Here is an 18651-nt window from a genome sequence, read left to right as displayed (position 1 = left end):
TATGATCACGCGGATCGCGCTAAGCCATTGACCAATGACAAGTGGCGCAGCGGCAAAAAGGCGGTATAATCCGGCGATTTTTTTTAGCTCAACTCAATTCCGGGAGAACAATCATGAAGATCGTGGAAGTCAAACACCCGCTGGTCAAACATAAACTGGGCCTGATGCGTGAGCATGATATCAGCACCAAACGCTTCCGCGAGCTGGCCTCTGAAGTCGGCAGCCTGCTGACTTATGAAGCCACCGCCGATCTGGCCACCGAGCGCGTCACCATCGAAGGCTGGAACGGCCCGGTTGATGTCGATCAAATCAAAGGCAAAAAAATCACCGTGGTGCCGATCCTGCGTGCCGGCCTCGGCATGATGGAAGGCGTGCTGGAACACGTGCCAAGCGCGCGCATCAGTGTCGTTGGTGTTTATCGTGACGAAGAGACGCTGGAGCCGGTTCCTTATTTCCAGAAGCTGGTGTCAAACATCGAAGAGCGTCTGGCGCTGGTGGTTGACCCGATGCTGGCGACCGGTGGTTCGATGATCGCAACCATCGACCTGCTGAAAAAAGCGGGCTGCAACAGCATTAAAGTGTTGGTGCTGGTGGCGGCGCCAGAAGGGATTGCGGCGTTGGAAAAAGCGCATCCAGACGTTGAGCTTTATACCGCGTCAATCGATCAGGGATTGAACGAGAAGGGCTATATCATTCCGGGTCTCGGCGACGCCGGCGATAAGATCTTCGGAACGAAATAAATAAAGCATACAGCCGGCCAGAGAGTCGGCTTTTTTTTGGCAAAAAAATAAAACACAACTCAAGGGGATATCAATGACTCGTCGCGCGATTGGGGTTGACGAACGTCCACCGCTGCTGCAAACCATTCCACTCAGCCTGCAACACCTGTTCGCCATGTTTGGTGCCACAGTGCTGGTGCCAATTCTGTTCCATATCAACCCGGCCACCGTGCTGCTGTTCAACGGCGTCGGTACGTTGCTGTATCTGTTTATCTGTAAAGGCAAAATCCCGGCGTATTTAGGTTCGAGCTTTGCGTTTATTTCACCGGTGCTGCTGCTGTTGCCACTGGGTTATGAAGTGGCGCTCGGCGGCTTTATTCTCTGTGGTTTCCTGTTCTGCGTGGTGGCGTTGATTGTCAAAAAAGCCGGCACCGGCTGGCTTGACGTGATGTTCCCCCCCGCCGCGATGGGCGCAATTGTTGCGGTGATCGGTTTGGAACTGGCGGGCGTGGCGGCCAATATGGCCGGTCTGCTGCCAGCCGATGGCACGTCACCTGACAGTAAAACCATCATCATTTCCATGGTGACGCTGGCGGTCACGGTGTTTGGTTCCGTGCTGTTCCGCGGCTTCCTCGCCATCATCCCGATTCTGATTGGTGTGCTGGCAGGCTACGCGCTCTCATCCTTTATGGGCATTGTGAACTGGCAATCGGTCGCCGATGCGCCGTGGTTTGCACTGCCAACCTTCTACACGCCGTGCTTCGAATGGGCCGCGATGTTGACCATCCTGCCTGCGGCGCTCGTGGTGATCGCTGAGCACGTTGGCCACTTAGTCGTTACCGCCAATATCGTGAAAAAAGATCTGATTCGCGATCCCGGCCTGCATCGCTCGATGTTTGCTAACGGCTTGTCCACCATGATCTCCGGTTTCTTCGGTTCCACGCCAAACACCACTTACGGTGAGAACATCGGCGTGATGGCGATTACCCGCGTATACAGCACCTGGGTGATTGGCGGGGCGGCGATCTTCGCGATTCTACTCTCTTGCGTCGGTAAACTGGCGGCCGCGATTCAGGCGATCCCGGTACCGGTAATGGGGGGTGTTTCTCTGCTGTTGTACGGGGTGATCGGGGCTTCCGGTATTCGCGTATTAATTGAATCTAAAGTGGATTACAACAAAGCGCAGAATCTGATCCTGACCTCGGTGATCCTGATCATCGGCGTCAGCGGCGCGAAAGTGCATATCGGCGCTGCAGAACTGAAAGGCATGGCGCTGGCCACTATCGTTGGCGTCGCGTTGGCACTGATTTTCCGCGTAATCAATCTGTTACGGCCCGAGGAAGTGGTACTGGATGCCGAAGAAAAGCGCGAAAGTTAATGCGCTTTGCCGGGCAGGGAAGCCTGGTTCATCTCTTGCAAGGATCGTGATAAACTTGCGCCGTTTTCTGCCTGCTCATCCGTTGAGGTACTTCTGAACACGCCGGCACAGCTTTCACTGCCACTCTATTTACCCGATGATGAAACCTTTGCCAGTTTCTGGCCGGGGGAAAATCCGTCTTTGCTGGCGGCGCTGCAAGGCGCACTTTCTCAGCAGCACGGCAGCTATCTCTATTTCTGGTCACGCGAAGGCGGCGGCCGCAGCCACCTGTTACACGCGGCCTGCGCAGAGATGTCGGCGCGTGGTGAAGCGGTAGGTTATGTTCCGCTGGATAAGCGCACCTGGTTCGTGCCGGAAGTGTTGGATGGCATGGAGAATCTGGCGCTGGTGTGTATCGATAATATCGAATGCATTGCCGGTGATGCGGAGTGGGAGATGGCGATTTTCGATCTCTACAATCGCATTCTTGAAATCGGCAAAACGCGTTTGTTGATCACTGGCGATCGTCCTCCGCGTCAGCTCAATCTTGCACTGCCCGATCTTGCATCACGTCTCGACTGGGGCCAGATTTATCGCTTACAACCGCTGTCTGATGAAGACAAACTCCAGGCGATGCAGTTGCGTGCGGGGTTGCGTGGTTTTGAGTTACCGGAAGATGTCGGGCGCTTCCTGCTGAAACGCCTCGACCGCGAAATGCGCACGCTGTTTGATACGCTTGATCGATTGGATCGCGCCTCTATCAGCGCGCAACGCAAGCTCACCATTCCCTTTGTGAAAGAAGCGCTGGGGCTTTAAATAATCTCCAGCACCGCTTCAGGTGGACGACCAATACGCGCCTGGTCACCGTTGATCACGATGGGACGTTCAATCAGTTTGGGATTGTCCACCATCGCCTGGAGCAACTGCGCTTCACTCAACTGCACGTCGGCCAAATTCAGCTCTTTATAGAGGTCTTCTTTACGGCGCATCAGGTCGCGCGCACTGCTCATGCCTAGCTGCCGCAGCAGTTTTTTCAGCGTCTGCACGTCAGGTGGTGTCTCAAGATACAGCACCACTTCAGGTTCAATGCCTTTATCCTGCAACAGCGCCAGGGTTTCGCGGCTCTTGCTGCAACGCGGGTTGTGATAAATGCTCACCATTATTTTTATCCTTTCTGATACTGACGGAACCGCTTCTGCAGTTCGCGGAACTGATCGATACGTGCATCGTAACGTGCCTGTTTCAGGCTGCCGAGTGGCACCTGGGCGCTGGCACTGCTCAGGGTGGTGATCGCCTGATCGAGCTGGCCATTGAGTGCTAATCCTTCCGCTCGTGCCGACAACTCCTCATCCCGTAATCCCTGTGCCGCCGAGGCTTGTGCCAGCAAATCCCAGGCATTGACGTCATCGGGATGGGCAAAGGTATAACGATTGAGGATGCGCGTGGCGTTAGCGGGCTGTTTCGCCTCGACATAAGCGTTAGCGAGGTTGAGCTGTAGCACCGGATTGGTGCTGCTACCTTTGGCACTGGTTAGCATGTTGATCGCCTGCTGAGGCTGGTTCAGACCGATGTCGATATCCGTCATGATATCCAGCAACCAGACGTTATCCGGCTGTTTCGCCAGCATCGGGCTGATGATTTTTTTCGCACTGTCGAAGCTTTTCGCCTGCAGGAACTGCACTGCTTTGCCATATTGCGACGCCATCTGCTCACGCGAATTCCCTTTAGCGTATTCATTTAATAGATCATCGGTCAGCTGATTACGGCCCGTGGCATACATGCCCAACGAGCGCACCTTCGCCATATAGAAGCCTTCAGATGACTGAACCACCACCGGGCGCATTTGGTTGGCACGGTTACGCGCATCGGCTAAACGGCTATCCGGTAAGGGGTGAGTGAGCAAAATTTCCGGAGGTTTAGAAGAGAAGCGGCTTTGATCGGCGAGCTTTTGCAGGAAACTCGGCATCGCCTGCGGATCGAAACCGGCGCGTTGCAGCACCTGAATGCCGATACGGTCGGCTTCTTGCTCGTTGGCTTGAGTGAAGCTGATCATGCCCTGCTGCGTGCCCGCCAATGTACCGGTCAATGCTGCCATCCCGACTTGTGGGCTGGCAATGGCCAGCAGAATCGACCCCAATGCACCCACCCAGGTGAGGGGCGCATTACGCTTCTGCTCTTCCATCGCACGTGCCAGATGACGTTGGGTGACGTGGGAAATTTCGTGCGCCATCACCGACGCCAGTTGGCTTTCGTTATCGGTGTAGCGGAACAATGATGAATGCAGCACAACGTTGCCGCCGAAAAAGGCGAACGCGTTAAGTTCGTCATTCTGAATGAGAAAGAAGTGAAACGGCGTGCGCACCGAATTGGCATGCGCCACCAGGCGCTGCCCTAACTCATTGATGTATTGATTTAATAGCGGATCGTTAATCAGCGGCGCACTGGCGCGCAGTTGGCGCACGTAGAAGTCGCCAATTTGTAATTCCTGATTAATGGATAGCGTCGAACCCGCTGTGGTTCCCATATCGGGCAGATTATCACTCACGTCCGCGCGCACGGAGAGCGCGGGCGTCAGCAGCAGCGTAGGAATAAGGGCCGCCAGCACTGATTTTTTCAACCGGTTAAACATGCCTTGATCCTGTAAAAGTCACCTGCAATTGGACAGGTAAGTCGTTCAAATGTTCTGCGCGTTCTTTCCTTTGACGCAGCGCTTCTATCTTAACCAGCGCGTGGTAACAAGCAAATGAAGAAGCGACACAGACTTAAAATGAAAAAATGGCTACAGCGGGCGCTGATTGCAGCAAAAAATTGAATAGTCCGCCACGACCAGATTAGCGCTTTTACAGGTTCAGAAGTTAAAGTTACGTAAAGTTGCTCAAAATAATTGAATCTGGCATGAACTTTTCCAGGTTTACTCTGAAAAACAAACGTCAAAACAGTGAACTGGCCTGTTTTATCCATCAGTGATTTTAATGGTGATTTTTTATTGGGTCGCCGAAATTTTAGTTAAGTATGGTTATATTTTCAGCGCCACTGGCTTGATAAAACCTAAACAGATAGCTGTCGATTCAAGCCAGTTATTTTTTTAGGCATCTCTTCGGCTCAATCGAAAGCATTATTCAATTAGCCTGACTAATTATTATTTCCGCAATGAAAACCCCGGACAGGCCAAAACTGCAGGACTTTTGCCCTGCTCACGCTGTGATATAGATAAGGCACTTTATTCAAACGGACTGTGAATTAGCGCAGTGCATGCCGGAGAGTTTTTATGCGTTCTGTTGTCTCTTACGCCCTGATTGCGATCGTGGGTGGGTTTGTTGGCGCCACCGTCAGCAAAAGTGATGATATTTATCAGCGAGTGGTGGGCCATTTTTCTGCCGAGCCAACCGATCCGGACGGGTTCTGGAGCACGCCTGCTGTCGATGGTTACGGCAAAATCCATTACGAATCTGATGCCGCCTTTAAACCGGTCGTCGGGCTGAGCAACAAAGTGGTGTTTCAAATCACCAAAAGCGAAGGGGACATGAAGCGGCCTAATCTTGGGCTGGAGCGCGTCGCCCGCGTCGTCAATCTCTACATCGCTTCAGGCGTGCCAGCCGATCAGTTGCACTTTGTGGTCTCTGTGACCGGAGATGCCACGCCTGCCATGCTGGATAACGCGCATTTCCAGCAATTCTACAAAGCTGACAACCCCAACCTGGCGCTGATCGGCGAGCTCAACAAATTAGGCGTCAAAGTGTCGGTGTGCGATCAGTCAGTGGCGTTCCATCACTTCCCGAAAGACTGGATTGATCAATCGGTTATTCATGCGTTGTCCAGTCCGACCACAGTGTCGACGCTGGAAAATCAGGGTTATGCCTTCCTGCAAATGTAATTGGGCTTAGGGTCTTCTATCGAGGAGAAGTGAAATGCGTCCAGCGTCCTATATTGTCATCGCCGCACTGGCGGGTTTCGTGGGCGGTAATGTGTTACAGCTTCCAGAGCTGGTGGATAAGGTCAGCAGCAAGTTTGCTGACAACAAAAGCGAGCCAGCGGACTTCTGGAGCACGCCAGCCATCGCGGGCTACGGCAAAATCCATTTTGTGAATACGCCGGATTACAACCCCGCGAATACACCAGGCCTGAGCAATAAGATCGTTTTTCAGATCAACCGCACGGAAGGGGATGTGCGTCAACCTAACCTCGGACTGGAACGCGTGGCGCGTGTCACCAACCTTTATTACGCTGCCGGGGTGCCGCTCAATCAGCTGAATTTTGTGGTGTCAATCAACAGCGATGCCGTGCCTGCCGCGCTGAATAACGATCAATTCCGCAAAGCTTACGGCACAGATAACCCGAACCTGAAATTGATCGATGAGTTGAAGCAGGCGGGTGTGAAGGTGACAATCTGCGATCAGTCGGTGGCCTTCCATCAGCTACAGCGGGACTGGATCGATACCCGCGTGACGCACACCCTCTCCAGCGGTACCACGGTTGCCTCGTTGCAAAACGAAGGTTACGCCTTCCTGATGTTGTAATTCCTGCCTGACAGCAGTTCGCGCTGCTGTCATTTTTTCGTCATCTCTCCGCGATGTTGCTGTCACAGTTCGCCGCTACTTTAAGCGCCAATGAGATCGATCTCATTGCTCATTTACGAGGCGAACATGTCCGATTTAATCAGTGTGGCAAAGCTGGCTGGCGTATCTCGCGCTACCGCTGCACGCGCATTTTCTGATCCCCATCTGTTACGGCCTGACACGCTGGAAAAGGTGTTGGCGGCATCAGAGCAACTCGGATTTCGCCCCAATCACATTGCACGTCAACTGCGTACGCAAAGCTCCACCACGCTGGGTGTGCTGCTGCCTTCGCTGCTTAACCCGATTTTCTCACGCCAGTTACAAGCGATGGAGCGTCAGGCGCGCGCGGCCGGATACGGTTTGCTGGTAGCGACCAGTGATTACCAGCCAGAGCGTGAAGCGGCGATTGTCGAACATATGCTGCGCCAGCGCGTGGCGGGATTGGTGTTGACCGTGGCCGATGCGGATAACAGCGCGGTCCTGACGACGTTGCATGAAGCCAGCATGCCGTTTGTGTTGGCGCACAACGTCCCTCAGCAAAGTCACTGGCCCGCCATTTGCGTCGACAACCGGCAGGCGATGCGTGAAGCCACAGAACATTTGCTGTCTCTCGGGCATCGCCATATCGGTATGGTCGCCGGGCCGATGCTGCAATCGGATCGTGCGCGCCTGCGCTATCAGGGCTATGGCGACGCTATGCACAGCGCCGGGCTGTCTGCACTGCCGGTGATTGAGATGACCAGCCATACCCATTCTGATTTCGCGCTGCTGCAACCGCAGTTGCAGGGCGCAGCACCGCTGACGGCGGTGATATGTACCAATGATTTGCTCGCCATCAGCCTGATTGGTGCGGCGGCGCGTGCCGGTGTACGCATCCCGCAGCAACTTTCGGTGATGGGCTTCGACGGCATCGATATTGGCGAGCAGATTGCGCCGTCACTGGCGAGCGTCACTCAGCCAGCCGACATGCTCGGTGCCTGTGCCATCGATATGTTGTTACAACAAGCCAGTCGCGGCACCCGCGTGCTGGCCCATCGGTTGCGGAGCGGTGAGAGTATCGCCGCGCCAGCCACCGCTTTTTGATACCAACACCAGGGAACCACCATGAAATTCCAACGAAAAATGAAAATTTTTGCAGGAGCGATCGCGCTGACCGCCGGTTCGCTGTTCAGTATGATGACGCAGGCCGCCGAAACCGCGATCTGCTACAACTGTCCGCCCGAGTGGGCTGACTGGGGCACACAGCTCAAAGCCATTGCCAAAGATATCGGCATCACCGTGCCACAAGACAACAAAAACTCCGGCCAGGCGCTGGCGCAAATGGTGGCGGAGAGGGGCAATCCGGTGGCAGATGTGGTGTATTACGGCGTCAGTTTCGGCATCCAGGCCGATAGCGCGGGCGTCATCACCGGCTATAAGCCCGCACACTGGGATGACATCCCAGCCGGAATGAAAGATCCGAACGGTAAATGGGTCGCGCTGCACTCGGGCACCATGGGCTTTATGGTCAACGTGGATGCGCTCGGCGGCGCGCCAGTGCCACAATCCTGGGATGACCTGCTGAAACCAGAGTACAAAGGGATGATTGGCTACCTCGACCCGGCCAGCGCCTTTGTCGGCTATGTGGCGGCGGTGGCCGTTAACCAGGCGAAAGGCAGCAACATGCAGGACTTCACGCCTGCACTGAACTGGTTCAAGAAGTTGCAGGCCAACCAGCCAATCGTACCGAAGCAAACTGCCTACGCGCGCCTGCTCTCTGGCGAAATCCCGATTCTGCTCGACTACGACTTCAATGCTTATCGCGCCAAATATAAAGATCACGCCAACGTCGCGTTTGTGATCCCGAAAGAGGGCACGGTGACGGTTCCTTATGTCATCAGCCTGGTGAAGAACGCGCCACACGAAGCCAACGGCAAGAAAGTGATCGATTATGTGCTGTCGGACAAAGGTCAGGCGATCTGGGCCAATGCCTTCCTGCGCCCGGTGCGTACTTCAGCGATGTCACCCGAAGCGAAAAAATTCTTCCTGCCGGATAGCGACTACGCCCGCGCCCAAACTGTCGACTATCAGCAGATGGCCGATGCGCAGAAAGCCTTCTCTGCTAAGTACCTGAGCGAGATCCACTGATCATGTCGATTTCCGACACCCTGGCGGCTTCACGCCGCCAGGCTCGCACTTTGCCGGGCAGCCGCTGGCTATGGCTGACGCTGCCCGCACTGCTGTTTTTCTGTGCCTTCTGGTTGCTGCCGTTTGCCCGTCTGCTGCAAATCGGTATGCAGAACGATCGCACCACACAGCACAGTGGCTACTGGACGGTGATCAGTCAGCCCAATTACCTGTTCAGTCTGTTAAATACCGTGTTGTTGTCATTGGCTGTCACGCTCGTGACGCTCGTGACGCTGGTGATTGCTGCTGTTGTCGGCTGTTTTTTGGCGCGTCAACGCTTTGCGGGGCGCGGCACTTTGCTCGCCTTATTGACCTTCCCGCTGGCCTTTCCCGGCGTCGTGGTCGGTTTTCTGGTGGTGATGCTGGCTGGCCGTCAGGGCTTGCTGGCGCAAATTAGCATGAGCCTGGTGCACGAGCGCTGGACGCTGGCTTACTCACTGACCGGCCTATTTATTGGCTATCTCTATTTCTCGCTGCCGCGCGCCATCGTCACGCTCGTCGCGGCCAGTGAAAAACTTGACCGTTCGCTGGAGGAGGCGGCACGTTCACTCGGTGCCAGCCAGTGGCGCATTACCTGGGATGTGATTGTGCCGGGTTTGCAGCCGGCGTTGCTCTCGACCGGCGCACTCTGTTTCGCCACCAGCATGGGCGCGTTTGGTACCGCTTTTACCCTCGGCACCAATTTGGCGGTGTTACCGCTGACCATTTATGGCGAATTTACTAACTACGCTAACTTCGCTACGGCGGCGGCGCTGTCGGTGGTCATGGGCGCGGTCGCCTGGCTGGCGCTCATGCTGGCGCGCCGTCTGGCACACAAGGGGGCAGCATGAATCGTCGCGGATTGTTTAGCCTGCAGCTGCTGGTCACCACGCTCACCGCGCTGTTTATGATCGTGCCGGTGGTGCTGTCGATGCTGGCAGGTGTCACCAATAACTACTTTATCGGCCTGCGCAGCGGTTTGACCCTGAAATGGGTTGAGCAAGTGTGGGAAATGTATGCCGACACCTTTTGGCTGTCGTTGCTGATAGCGCTGTTCTGCTTGCTGGTCACTCTGGTGATTGGCGTGCCAGCCGCGTGGGGTTTATTGAAAGCGCCCGGCCGCTGGGCAGCACGTATTGAAGAGTGCCTGATGTTGCCCGTGGCGCTGCCCGGCTTAGCCACTGCGCTCGGCATCATTCTGCTTTACGGCCAGTTTTCCGGCCTGCGTGACAGTTGGGTGTTTATTCTGATTGGTCACGTGCTGTTCACGCTGCCGTTTATGATGCGACCGGTGCTGGCGGTGATGCAGGCGATCGATATGCCGCGTCTGGAAGAAGCGTCCGCCAGCCTCGGTGCCAGCCTGTGGCAGCGCTTCTTTACCGTGGTGGTGCCCAACTGCCGCAACGGCATTCTGGCCGGTGCCTTTATGGTGATCACCCTGTCGGTAGGGGAGTTCAACATCACCTGGATGCTGCATACGCCACTGACCAAAACCCTGCCGGTCGGCCTCGCGGACAGTTACGCCTCGATGCGACTGGAAGTGGGTTCTGCGTATACGCTGATTTTCATTCTGATGATCTTGCCGCTGCTGCTGATGCTGAATGCGGTGAATCACTGGCTTAACCGCGCGGTATCGCGCCAAAACAAGGAGGCGGCATGAATCCTGCGGCCGTTACCGTGACGCTGCGCGGTTGTTCACGTCACTTCAATCACCAACTGGCACTGCATCCGCTCGATCTGACCGTGAATCCCGGGGAAACCCTGGTGTTGCTCGGGCCTTCTGGCTGCGGAAAAACCACCACCTTGCGCATCATCAGCGGGCTTGAGCGCTGCGATGCGGGCGGCGAGGTGTGGTTCGACGATCGTAACGTCACCGCGTTGCCGATTGAGAAACGCAACGTTGGCATGGTGTTCCAGAACTATGCGCTGTTTCCCAATCTTAACGTTGCCGAGAACGTGGCTTACGGCTTGAAAGTGCAGGGCGTGGCGCGTGCCGAGCGTGAAGCGCGCGTGCAGGAGATGCTGGAGCTGGTGGATCTCAGCGCCTTGTCGCAGCGCAGCATTGATAAGCTTTCCGGCGGACAGAAACAGCGTGTGGCGCTGGCGCGTGCGCTGGCAGCCAGACCCAAAGTACTGCTGTTTGATGAGCCACTGGCTGCGCTGGATGCACGTCTGCGCGATCGCCTGCGCCTGGAAATCGGCATCTTATTGAAGAAACTGGCGATCACCGCCGTGTACGTCACGCACGATCAGCAAGAAGCCATGGCGCTCGGCGATCGCATCGCGGTGATGGAGCAGGGGCGTCTGGTGCAGATCGATACGCCACAAAATATCTATCAGCATCCTGCTTCGAAGTTTGTCGCGGATTTTGTCGGGGCGATTAACTGCGTCGATGTGGATAAGCGCGGCAATCCTCAGCGCTTCTGTCGTCCGGAAGATGTGCTACTCGCCGATGATAATCGCTACGCACGCCAGGGCTTTATCCTTGCCAGCACCTTTTTAGGCGCGTCGCAGCGGCTGATGATCGACATCGGCCTTGCAATGCCGATTCAGGTCGATCGCCATGCGCGTGAAGCCTGGCATGCCGGGCAACCGGTGAGCTGGACGCTGGCGCAAGACGCCGCCCTGCAATTTTCTGCATCCTGAGGAAGAAATTCGTGTCTGAAGCATTGACGCTGATCGCGCAAATTAGCGATTTACACATCAAGGCGAACGGTCGCCTGTCTTACAAAAAAGTCGACACCCAGGCGGCGCTGTTGCGGGTCATCGACACCCTGAATCGTTTGACGCCGCGCCCGGATATTGTGGTGATCACCGGCGATCTGGTGGATTTTGGCACCGCAGAAGAGTATCAAACGCTGCGGACGGCGCTGCGTCGTCTGCAACTGCCGTACATGCTGATGGCGGGCAACCACGACGATCGCCAGCAGTTACGCGCGGCGTTCCCGGATCACCACTATCTGCAACGTGGCGAAACCCTAAACTGGCAGGCGCAGGTGAAAGGAGTGCAGCTGCTGGCACTGGATTCCAGCGTGCCGCAAAAGCCGTGGGGTTACGTGGATGAAGCGCAGCTGGCCTGGCTGAAAGAGCAGTTGGAGCGCGAACCACAATTACCCACGCTGGTGATGCTGCACCATCCACCCTTGATCTCCGGCATTGGTCATATGGACAAGCAGCCGCTGCGCAATCCCGACGCGCTGGCGGCGATTATCCGCCAGCATCCGCAGGTTGAACGTGTGCTGAGCGGCCATCTGCATCGTTCGGTGCAGGCGCGCTTTGCCGGTACGATAGCCTGCGTTGCGCCAGGCGTGTCGCATCAGGTGGCCTTTGATTTGTCTGAAAATGGTCCGGCGAATTTCGTGCTGGAGCCGCCGGGTTTCCTGTTACATCGCTGGCATCCTCAGCAAGGTATGACGACGCACCAGTGCGCTATCGGCGATTATCCAGGCCCGTGGCCGTTCTATGATGCGAATGGTCTGATCGATTAGCGCCAACGTTTGCTGAATAATTACGCGTGTCTGACAGGATGGTTCGTGCTCAATTTGGTTTGCAGGTGTACAATTGGCGGTTCCCTCACCAGGGGTAGCTCGTCCAACTATAACTATATTGTCAGGCACGCGAATGATGAATTTTCACACCAGGGCGGTTGCGTCATGCTGATGCGCATCCGGCCAAAAACTGACCTGCGTACGCTGATTGCGTTGCTGGCAATCACCAGCATCGTCATTACGCTCGCCAATACCTTGTACGCCACCTGGCGCGTGCAGCGTATGGTGCTGATCGAAAGCACCCTTGAGGCCAACCGCGCCTATGCCACTAAACTCGCCGCGACGACAGAAGTCTTTTTCCAGCTGGCGCAGTCGCAGTTGCATTACAGCGCGACCCAATTAGGCAAGGATTTTGATAATCCGGAGCTGGCGCAGCAGGAAGTGAACCGTCTGCGTGAGCAAACCAATAGCTTTAACTCCGTTGCCGTGGTCGACACCAATGGGATAGTCAAAGCGATTTCGCCTGAGTCACTGATGCTTAAAGGTATGCAGCTCACCAGCCAGGCTTCACGGGAGGCGCTGGCACAGCGTCAACCGATGGTGAGTAAGCCGACAATTTCAGCGGCCAACAATCTGATTGTGTTTGTCTCCTGGCCGATCTGGAGCAACGAAGGGCGCTACCTCGGCTATGTGGGTGGCACCATCTATCTGAAGAAGAAAAGTATTCTTAATGCCTTACTCGGTGAGCAATTCTACCGGGATGGCACGCGCGTCTATGTACTGGATCGCAACAATCAGGTGCTTTATCACCAGAACAGTCAGCTGATAGGCAAAACTGCACCGGAAATCGTCAGCGAGCGTCAACGCAATGAGAGCACCAATGGCGAGGTGCAGGTCAAAGAAGAGGATACGGCGAAACTGGTGGGTTACGCCATCGTGCCAACCACCGGCTGGATGGTGGTGGCACTTAAGCCAACGGACGTCACCCTGCAACCGCTCTCTGGTTTGCTGCTGAAGGTGTTGAAAAATTCTGTGCCGTTTGCGCTCCTGACCTTACTAATGGCGGTGATCTTCGCCCGTCTGATTGCCTTACCGCTATGGCAGCTGGCGCGTAAAGCCAGTCAGATGGATACCCAGGGCGTATCGGGTGAAATTGGCGGCATTCGTGCCTGGTACTTCGAAGCGGCTCAGGTGAAGCGCGCCTTGCTCACCGGGATCGGACTGGTACAGGACAAAATCGGTCGGCTGAAATCGGAAGTACAAACCGATCCGATGACCAGTTTGCTTAACCGCCGGGGCCTGAGTGCGGTGCTGGATTACTTCGAAACCATGCGTCAGCCCTTTGCGGTGCTGGCGCTGGATATCGACCATTTCAAGCGGGTGAATGACAACTTCGGCCATGATGTCGGTGACGAAGTGATCAAACAGGTGGCGCGAACCCTGCGTAACAGTGCGCGCCAGACCGACGTGGTGTGCCGTAACGGCGGCGAGGAGTTTCTGATGCTGCTGCCAGCCACCTCGACGGAAGAAGCGCGGGTGATTGCCGAGCGCGTGCGCACCAGCATTGCCGAGAGCTGGATTGACCATGTTGGGCATATCACGCTCTCAGTGGGCATCGCACATTGGGAAGCCGATAACGAGCCGCAAGATGTGAGCCTGAAACAGGCGGATGCTGCACTCTATCAGGCGAAAAATGCCGGACGTAACTGTGTGATGATTGCCGGCCAGGACGCGCTGGTGAGCAGTATTACCCGCTAGTGCCGCAAGGGTCGACCTAAATGGCGGCCCTATCACCAGCGTGCAGGATTTATCCGGTGTGCGCAGACGCACAAGATTCTGCAATTTATCCGGTATGCATTAACGCACATTATCGAGTGATTTATCAGGCTCGATTGGACGCTAGCTGCGCAGGCATTGCCGCCTGCACCTCAGCGCAGATCCTCATCGGGTTTCTTAAGATGCAGGTTTATGCACATCAGGTTTTCGCCGTAAATTTCTGTACAATCATCATCCCGTTTTTGGCGTCAAGGAAGTGAAATGCTGGCACTGCTTTTCCAATGGTACAAACGTCGCTTTAGCGATCCGCAGGCGATTGGCCTGCTGGTGATCCTGCTGATGGCGTTCTGTATCCTGTTTTTCTTCAGTGGTTTATTGGCACCGTTGCTGGTCGCGCTGGTGCTGGCTTATCTGCTGGAGTGGCCAACCGTTCGATTACAGCGCCTGGGATGCAGCCGTACCTGTGCCACCAGCATGGTACTGATTGTTTTTGCCGGTATTTTGCTGGTGATGGTGTTGATTGTCGCGCCAGTAGCCTGGCAGCAAGGCATCAACTTGCTGCGTGATCTACCGAATATGCTGAACAAGCTCTATGTGTATGCCGCCGGATTGCCAAAGCGTTTTCCGGCGCTGGTGGATGCGGGCATCATCGATATCATCGTTGAGAATCTGCGTAGTCGCCTGACCGGGCTGGGGGAATCATTAGTGAAGTACTCACTGGCCTCGCTGGTGGGGCTGATGACGCTGATGATCTATCTGGTGCTGGTGCCGCTGATGGTGTTTTTCTTGCTGAAAGATAAAGAGCAGATGCTCAATGCCGTGCGCCGTGTATTACCGCGCAATCGCGGTCTGGCGGGCGTGGTCTGGCAGGAGATGAATCAGCAAATCACCAACTACATTCGCGGCAAAGTGCTGGAAATGGTCGCGGTAGGTTTTGTCACCTGGATTGCCTTCCTGGTCTTAGGGCTCAACTACGCGCTGCTGCTGGCGGTGCTGGTAGGGATTTCCGTGTTGATTCCCTACATCGGCGCCATGGTGGTCACGATTCCGGTGATTGGCGTCGGTCTGTTCCAGTGGGGCTTAGGCACTGATTTCTGGACGATGTTTATCGTTTATCTGGTGGTACAGGCGCTGGATGGGAATGTGCTGGTGCCGATTCTGTTCTCAGAGGCCGTCAACTTGCATCCGCTGGTGATCATTCTTTCGGTGGTGATTTTTGGCGGGATGTGGGGCTTTTGGGGCGTGTTTTTTGCCATCCCGCTGGCGACGTTAATCAAGGCGGTGGTGCGCGCCTGGCCGGAAACGGCGCTGGAGCATCAGCAGGGGTAAAGAGAACGGGTGCACATTGTGCACCCGTTTTGTTTTATGCCGACTTCAGATAATCCAGCACGATGTCGTGGTGGTTCGACGTTTTGAAGTCGTCGAAGACTTTCTCAACTTTACCGTTACCGTCGATCAGGAAACTGATGCGGTGGATACCGTCATAGGTTTTACCCATAAAGGTTTTCTCACCCCAGACACCGAATTCCTGGCAGACCTGGTGATCTTCATCAGATAAAAGGGTGAAGTTCAGCACCTCTTTTTCGGCGAAGCGTGACAGTTTTTCAGGCTTATCGGTGCTGATGCCCAGCACTTCCACGCCCACGGTTTTCAACGCATCCATGTTGTCGCGCAGACCACAGGCCTGAACGGTGCAACCCGGCGTCATGGCTTTCGGGTAGAAATAGACCAGAACGCGCTGTCCCTGGAAGTCGGCCAAATTTACTTGTTCGCCGTCCTGATCGGGCAAGCTAAATTTCGGTGCGGTATCACCGGCTTTCAGTGGATTCATCACAACTCTCCATTTTTTCTTCATGCTGTGGGTAATACACCCTCGCGGCAAAAAGCCCCAGCGGGTGCCACCCTCTGGGTTATTTCACTACACGGTATGCCGCATGGCAGAGTGTGTGGAGAAATAACCCGGCGTTAGTTTACAGGGTGTTGTTGGCATCGTCGGTGACACTATAAAGACGAATTGAGCCTTGTGCATGCAGTTCTTCACACAGATTGTTGAAGGCCTGTTCAAATGGTGCGCTGGCCTGATTATCCGGGCTGTGTGCCGTCATCTGAATATACAGTGTCGGTGGGACACCTTCCTGTGCCGGGGTAATACGCGACACCAATTCGGCAATGTTCATCTGGTGTTTGTCGAACAGATCGGTAAAGCGCTCAATGAGATGAGGAGAATCCGGCACTTCCACCTGCACCCATACTGTGGCGGGCATCGGCGGGGTGACGCGCGCATTGGTGCGCTTCATCACAATCAACAGTTCCAGCTCAGCCCCTTTCATCGGCAGCGTGGATTCAATCAGGGTTATCGCGTTCCAGCTCCCCGAAAGCAGCATGATGAAGGTGAACTCATCACCCAACATCGCCAGACGACTGTCTTCAATATTGCAGCCGCAGCTACTGACGTGGCGAGTGATGGTATTGACGATACCCGGACGATCAACGCCCAATGCGGTGATCACCAGATGGTGCGGCTGTGACTGCGACAAAATGGTATTTCCTGTACGTTCGCTAATAACCATAAGGTAAACATAAAAAAAACTGCTGACAAGGGTAGGAATGGCTTGGCTCGCTTGCTTTTCTTTCGAGGTAAAACGTAACATGAGGCACTTGTTTGTCGAGGGGATAGCCCATGTTCACCGGAAGTATTGTTGCGCTCATTACGCCAATGAATGAAAAAGGTAATGTCTGCCGCGAGAGTTTGAAAAAACTGATTGATTATCATGTTGCCAGCGGCACCGCGGCGATTGTTTCTGTTGGCACCACCGGCGAATCCGCTACCCTCAGCCATGAAGAACATGGCGATGTGGTGATGCAGACCCTGGAGCTGGCGGATGGCCGTATCCCGGTGATTGCCGGAACCGGCGCCAATGCCACTGCTGAAGGTATCTCTCTCACGAAGCGCTTTACCGGCACCGGTGTGGTGGGTTGTCTGACCGTGACGCCTTACTACAACCGTCCAACCCAGGAAGGTCTGTTCCAGCACTTCAAAGCGATTGCCGAAAGCACCGATCTGCCGCAGATGCTGTATAACGTACCATCACGTACTGGTTGCGACATGCTGCCAGAAACCGTGGCTCGCCTGGCCGAAATAAAAAATATTATCGGAATCAAAGAGGCCACCGGGAACTTATCGCGTATTTCTCAGATCCAAGAGCTGGTTAATGATGAGTTCATTATTGTCAGCGGCGATGACGCGACAGCTCTGGACTCCATGCAACTGGGCGGCAAAGGTGTAATCTCGGTTACAGCCAACATTGCAGCGCGTGAAATGGTAGAACTCTGTGCGCTGGCGCAACAGGGTAATTTTGCCGAAGCGCGTCGCCTGAATCAGCGTCTGATGCACCTGCACCAGACGCTTTTCTGTGAACCCAATCCAATCCCGGTCAAATGGGCAGCGAAACAGCTAGGATTAATCGCGGATGACACGCTGCGCTTGCCAATGACGCCACTGACCGAAGCCGGTCAGGCGAAAACGGCTCAGGCGCTGATTAAAGCGGGTCTGCGATAAATTAGGGAGAATCAATGAGTTATTCAGTTAAGCGCTCGACGCTGGCAACCGTGGTGGGCTTGTCCACCCTGATGCTGCTAACAGCTTGTTCCAGCGATCAGCGTTATAAGCGCCAGGTCAGCGGTGATGAATCTTACCTGCAGGCGCCTGAACTGCATGATTTAAAAGCCCCAGCGGGGATGATTCTGCCTCTGCAGAATGGCGATTACGATGTGCCGCACACTGTTGCGAAGGGTGCAGTAGGTAAAGAACTGGATATTCGCCCTCCGGCTCAACCTCTGGCGCTGCTGAACGGTACGCGTGCACAGTTCACTGGTAATACCGGTGTGCTGGCGGTTGAGAGCAGCCGTGGCTCTATCTGGTCACAGGTGGTGAATGTGATCCAGTCCTACAAGTTCCCGATTGCACAGCGTGATGATGCTGGGCAGCAGCTGACCACCGATTGGGTGCAGTGGAACCGTGCGGATGAAGATAACCAGTATCGCGGTCGCTACCAGATCAGCGTACAGAACCAGAGCTATCAGCAGGTGCTGACGGTTCGTCTGCTGGAATTGCAGCAGAAAGGTGAGACGGTGACTGCACCTGCGCAGATCCAACGCTATACCGGCCAGATGTTGAACGACATCAGCACCGGTCTGGATAAGATTGATACCGCCAGCGCCGATGCCGCTGCAGGCCGTGCGACCGGGCAGATTGACGTCCAGAGCGGCGCAGATGATACCGGTCTGCCACTGCTGGTGCTGCGTTCACCGTTTAACGTCACCTGGCAGCGTCTGCCAGCGGCGCTGAAGCGTGTGGGCATGGAAGTCACCGATGACAACCGCTCGCAGGGTAGTCTGAAAGTGACCTACAAGCAGCCGGGTAGCAGCGCGTTTGACGCGATTGGTGCGAAAGATCCTGAACTGCCAAACGGCGATTACAAATTGCAGGTGGGTGATTTGGATAACCGCAGCAGTCTGCAGTTCATTGATCCGAAGGGCCATGTGCTCACTCAGGCGCAGAACGATGCGCTGGTGGCGGTGTTCCAGGGTGCACTGAACAAATAAATTGC

Annotated in this window: 19 protein-coding genes; 15 read left to right on the top strand and 4 right to left on the bottom strand. The window is 55.2% G+C overall.

Going from position 1 to position 18651, the window contains the following annotated elements:
* The first annotated feature begins 113 nt into the window (after positions 1-113).
* The 3 genes from upp to hda all read left to right on the top strand — a co-directional run bounded on the left by upp (position 114) and on the right by hda (position 2892).
* Positions 114-740 (top strand): uracil phosphoribosyltransferase, encoded by a 627-nt coding sequence (gene upp / locus VH86_RS00985; RefSeq protein ID WP_034825735.1) that lies wholly within the window; start codon positions 114-116, stop codon positions 738-740.
* 73 nt (positions 741-813) lie between these two features.
* A complete protein-coding gene (gene uraA, locus VH86_RS00980; protein ID WP_045831608.1) occupies positions 814-2097 on the top strand; it encodes a uracil permease in 1284 nt (427 codons plus the stop codon).
* Between the two features lie 93 nt (positions 2098-2190).
* Positions 2191-2892, top strand: a complete 702-nt coding sequence (hda, locus tag VH86_RS00975) for a DnaA inactivator Hda (protein WP_034825971.1) — start codon at positions 2191-2193, stop codon at positions 2890-2892.
* Here the strand turns inward: hda and arsC are convergent.
* Both arsC and VH86_RS00965 read right to left on the bottom strand, forming a co-directional pair.
* Positions 2889-3236, bottom strand: a complete 348-nt coding sequence (gene arsC / locus VH86_RS00970) for an arsenate reductase (glutaredoxin) (RefSeq protein WP_045831607.1) — start codon at positions 3234-3236, stop codon at positions 2889-2891. The two genes, hda and arsC, sit on opposite strands and share 4 nt — an antisense overlap.
* Before the next feature lie 5 nt (positions 3237-3241).
* Positions 3242-4705 (bottom strand): M48 family metallopeptidase, encoded by a 1464-nt coding sequence (locus tag VH86_RS00965; protein WP_045831606.1) that lies wholly within the window; start codon positions 4703-4705, stop codon positions 3242-3244.
* Between the two features lie 639 nt (positions 4706-5344).
* Between VH86_RS00965 and VH86_RS00960 the strand changes: the two genes are divergently transcribed.
* The 10 genes from VH86_RS00960 (at position 5345) to VH86_RS00910 (ending at position 15370) form a co-directional block, all read left to right on the top strand.
* Positions 5345-5950 carry a DsrE family protein gene (locus VH86_RS00960; protein ID WP_045831605.1) on the top strand — a complete coding sequence of 202 codons (606 nt, stop codon included), beginning with the start codon at positions 5345-5347 and terminating at the stop codon, positions 5948-5950.
* A 34-nt stretch (positions 5951-5984) separates the two neighbouring features.
* Positions 5985-6593: a DsrE family protein gene (locus tag VH86_RS00955; RefSeq protein WP_038645471.1), complete on the top strand. Its 609-nt coding sequence runs from the start codon at positions 5985-5987 to the stop codon at positions 6591-6593.
* 126 nt (positions 6594-6719) lie between these two features.
* Positions 6720-7715 (top strand): substrate-binding domain-containing protein, encoded by a 996-nt coding sequence (locus VH86_RS00950; protein WP_038645473.1) that lies wholly within the window; start codon positions 6720-6722, stop codon positions 7713-7715.
* 39 nt (positions 7716-7754) lie between these two features.
* Positions 7755-8759: an ABC transporter substrate-binding protein gene (locus tag VH86_RS00945; protein WP_231647072.1), complete on the top strand. Its 1005-nt coding sequence runs from the start codon at positions 7755-7757 to the stop codon at positions 8757-8759.
* A 2-nt stretch (positions 8760-8761) separates the two neighbouring features.
* Positions 8762-9628: an ABC transporter permease gene (locus VH86_RS00940; protein ID WP_045831603.1), complete on the top strand. Its 867-nt coding sequence runs from the start codon at positions 8762-8764 to the stop codon at positions 9626-9628.
* Entirely contained in the window at positions 9625-10437 is an 813-nt protein-coding gene (locus VH86_RS00935) for an ABC transporter permease (protein WP_034825754.1), read from the top strand. Before VH86_RS00940 ends, VH86_RS00935 begins: the two co-directional genes overlap by 4 nt.
* Positions 10434-11423 (top strand): ABC transporter ATP-binding protein, encoded by a 990-nt coding sequence (locus VH86_RS00930; RefSeq protein WP_045831602.1) that lies wholly within the window; start codon positions 10434-10436, stop codon positions 11421-11423. The genes VH86_RS00935 and VH86_RS00930 overlap by 4 nt, the downstream gene beginning before the upstream one ends.
* A gap of 11 nt (positions 11424-11434) precedes the next feature.
* Complete coding sequence (locus VH86_RS00925) at positions 11435-12265, top strand: phosphodiesterase (protein ID WP_045831601.1); 831 nt, start codon at positions 11435-11437, stop codon at positions 12263-12265.
* 165 nt (positions 12266-12430) lie between these two features.
* The gene (locus VH86_RS00920) at positions 12431-14023 is read left to right on the top strand and encodes a diguanylate cyclase (RefSeq protein WP_045831600.1); all 1593 of its coding nucleotides are present in this window, start codon (positions 12431-12433) and stop codon (positions 14021-14023) included.
* 279 nt (positions 14024-14302) lie between these two features.
* Positions 14303-15370, top strand: a complete 1068-nt coding sequence (locus VH86_RS00910; protein WP_038645487.1) for an AI-2E family transporter — start codon at positions 14303-14305, stop codon at positions 15368-15370.
* A gap of 34 nt (positions 15371-15404) precedes the next feature.
* Here the strand turns inward: VH86_RS00910 and bcp are convergent, their stop codons facing one another.
* On the bottom strand, positions 15405-15872 hold the full coding sequence (bcp, locus tag VH86_RS00905; protein WP_034825761.1) for a thioredoxin-dependent thiol peroxidase: 468 nt from the start codon (positions 15870-15872) through the stop codon (positions 15405-15407).
* A 139-nt stretch (positions 15873-16011) separates the two neighbouring features.
* Positions 16012-16611 (bottom strand): glycine cleavage system transcriptional repressor, encoded by a 600-nt coding sequence (locus VH86_RS00900; protein ID WP_369800279.1) that lies wholly within the window; start codon positions 16609-16611, stop codon positions 16012-16014.
* Between the two features lie 110 nt (positions 16612-16721).
* On the opposite strand from VH86_RS00900, the gene dapA reads away from it, so the two are divergent.
* Positions 16722-17600, top strand: coding sequence for a 4-hydroxy-tetrahydrodipicolinate synthase (dapA, locus tag VH86_RS00895; RefSeq protein WP_034825765.1), 879 nt, complete (start codon positions 16722-16724; stop codon positions 17598-17600).
* Positions 17601-17614: 14 nt separating this feature from the next.
* Complete coding sequence (gene bamC / locus VH86_RS00890; RefSeq protein WP_034825767.1) at positions 17615-18646, top strand: outer membrane protein assembly factor BamC; 1032 nt, start codon at positions 17615-17617, stop codon at positions 18644-18646.
* Positions 18647-18651 lie beyond the last annotated feature (5 nt).

It is taken from the genome of Pantoea sp. BL1 (genome assembly GCF_000963985.1).
Classification (GTDB): Bacteria; Pseudomonadota; Gammaproteobacteria; order Enterobacterales; family Enterobacteriaceae; genus Pantoea; species Pantoea rwandensis_B.
The sequence above is the reverse complement of the archived record's forward strand: the minus strand, read 5'-3'. Positions and strand labels throughout refer to the sequence as shown.

Coding starts and splice junctions, on each gene's coding strand:
- VH86_RS00910 (WP_038645487.1), top strand. CDS start 14,303: ATGCTGGCACTGCTTTTCCAATGGTACAAACGTCGCTTTAGCGATCCG.
- upp (WP_034825735.1), top strand. CDS start 114: ATGAAGATCGTGGAAGTCAAACACCCGCTGGTCAAACATAAACTGGGC.
- bamC (WP_034825767.1), top strand. CDS start 17,615: ATGAGTTATTCAGTTAAGCGCTCGACGCTGGCAACCGTGGTGGGCTTG.
- VH86_RS00960 (WP_045831605.1), top strand. CDS start 5,345: ATGCGTTCTGTTGTCTCTTACGCCCTGATTGCGATCGTGGGTGGGTTT.
- arsC (WP_045831607.1), bottom strand. CDS start 3,236: ATGGTGAGCATTTATCACAACCCGCGTTGCAGCAAGAGCCGCGAAACC.
- VH86_RS00965 (WP_045831606.1), bottom strand. CDS start 4,705: ATGTTTAACCGGTTGAAAAAATCAGTGCTGGCGGCCCTTATTCCTACG.
- VH86_RS00930 (WP_045831602.1), top strand. CDS start 10,434: ATGAATCCTGCGGCCGTTACCGTGACGCTGCGCGGTTGTTCACGTCAC.
- uraA (WP_045831608.1), top strand. CDS start 814: ATGACTCGTCGCGCGATTGGGGTTGACGAACGTCCACCGCTGCTGCAA.
- VH86_RS00940 (WP_045831603.1), top strand. CDS start 8,762: ATGTCGATTTCCGACACCCTGGCGGCTTCACGCCGCCAGGCTCGCACT.
- VH86_RS00955 (WP_038645471.1), top strand. CDS start 5,985: ATGCGTCCAGCGTCCTATATTGTCATCGCCGCACTGGCGGGTTTCGTG.
- VH86_RS00900 (WP_369800279.1), bottom strand. CDS start 16,611: ATGGTTATTAGCGAACGTACAGGAAATACCATTTTGTCGCAGTCACAG.
- VH86_RS00935 (WP_034825754.1), top strand. CDS start 9,625: ATGAATCGTCGCGGATTGTTTAGCCTGCAGCTGCTGGTCACCACGCTC.
- dapA (WP_034825765.1), top strand. CDS start 16,722: ATGTTCACCGGAAGTATTGTTGCGCTCATTACGCCAATGAATGAAAAA.
- VH86_RS00950 (WP_038645473.1), top strand. CDS start 6,720: ATGTCCGATTTAATCAGTGTGGCAAAGCTGGCTGGCGTATCTCGCGCT.
- VH86_RS00920 (WP_045831600.1), top strand. CDS start 12,431: ATGCTGATGCGCATCCGGCCAAAAACTGACCTGCGTACGCTGATTGCG.
- bcp (WP_034825761.1), bottom strand. CDS start 15,872: ATGAATCCACTGAAAGCCGGTGATACCGCACCGAAATTTAGCTTGCCC.
- VH86_RS00945 (WP_231647072.1), top strand. CDS start 7,755: ATGAAAATTTTTGCAGGAGCGATCGCGCTGACCGCCGGTTCGCTGTTC.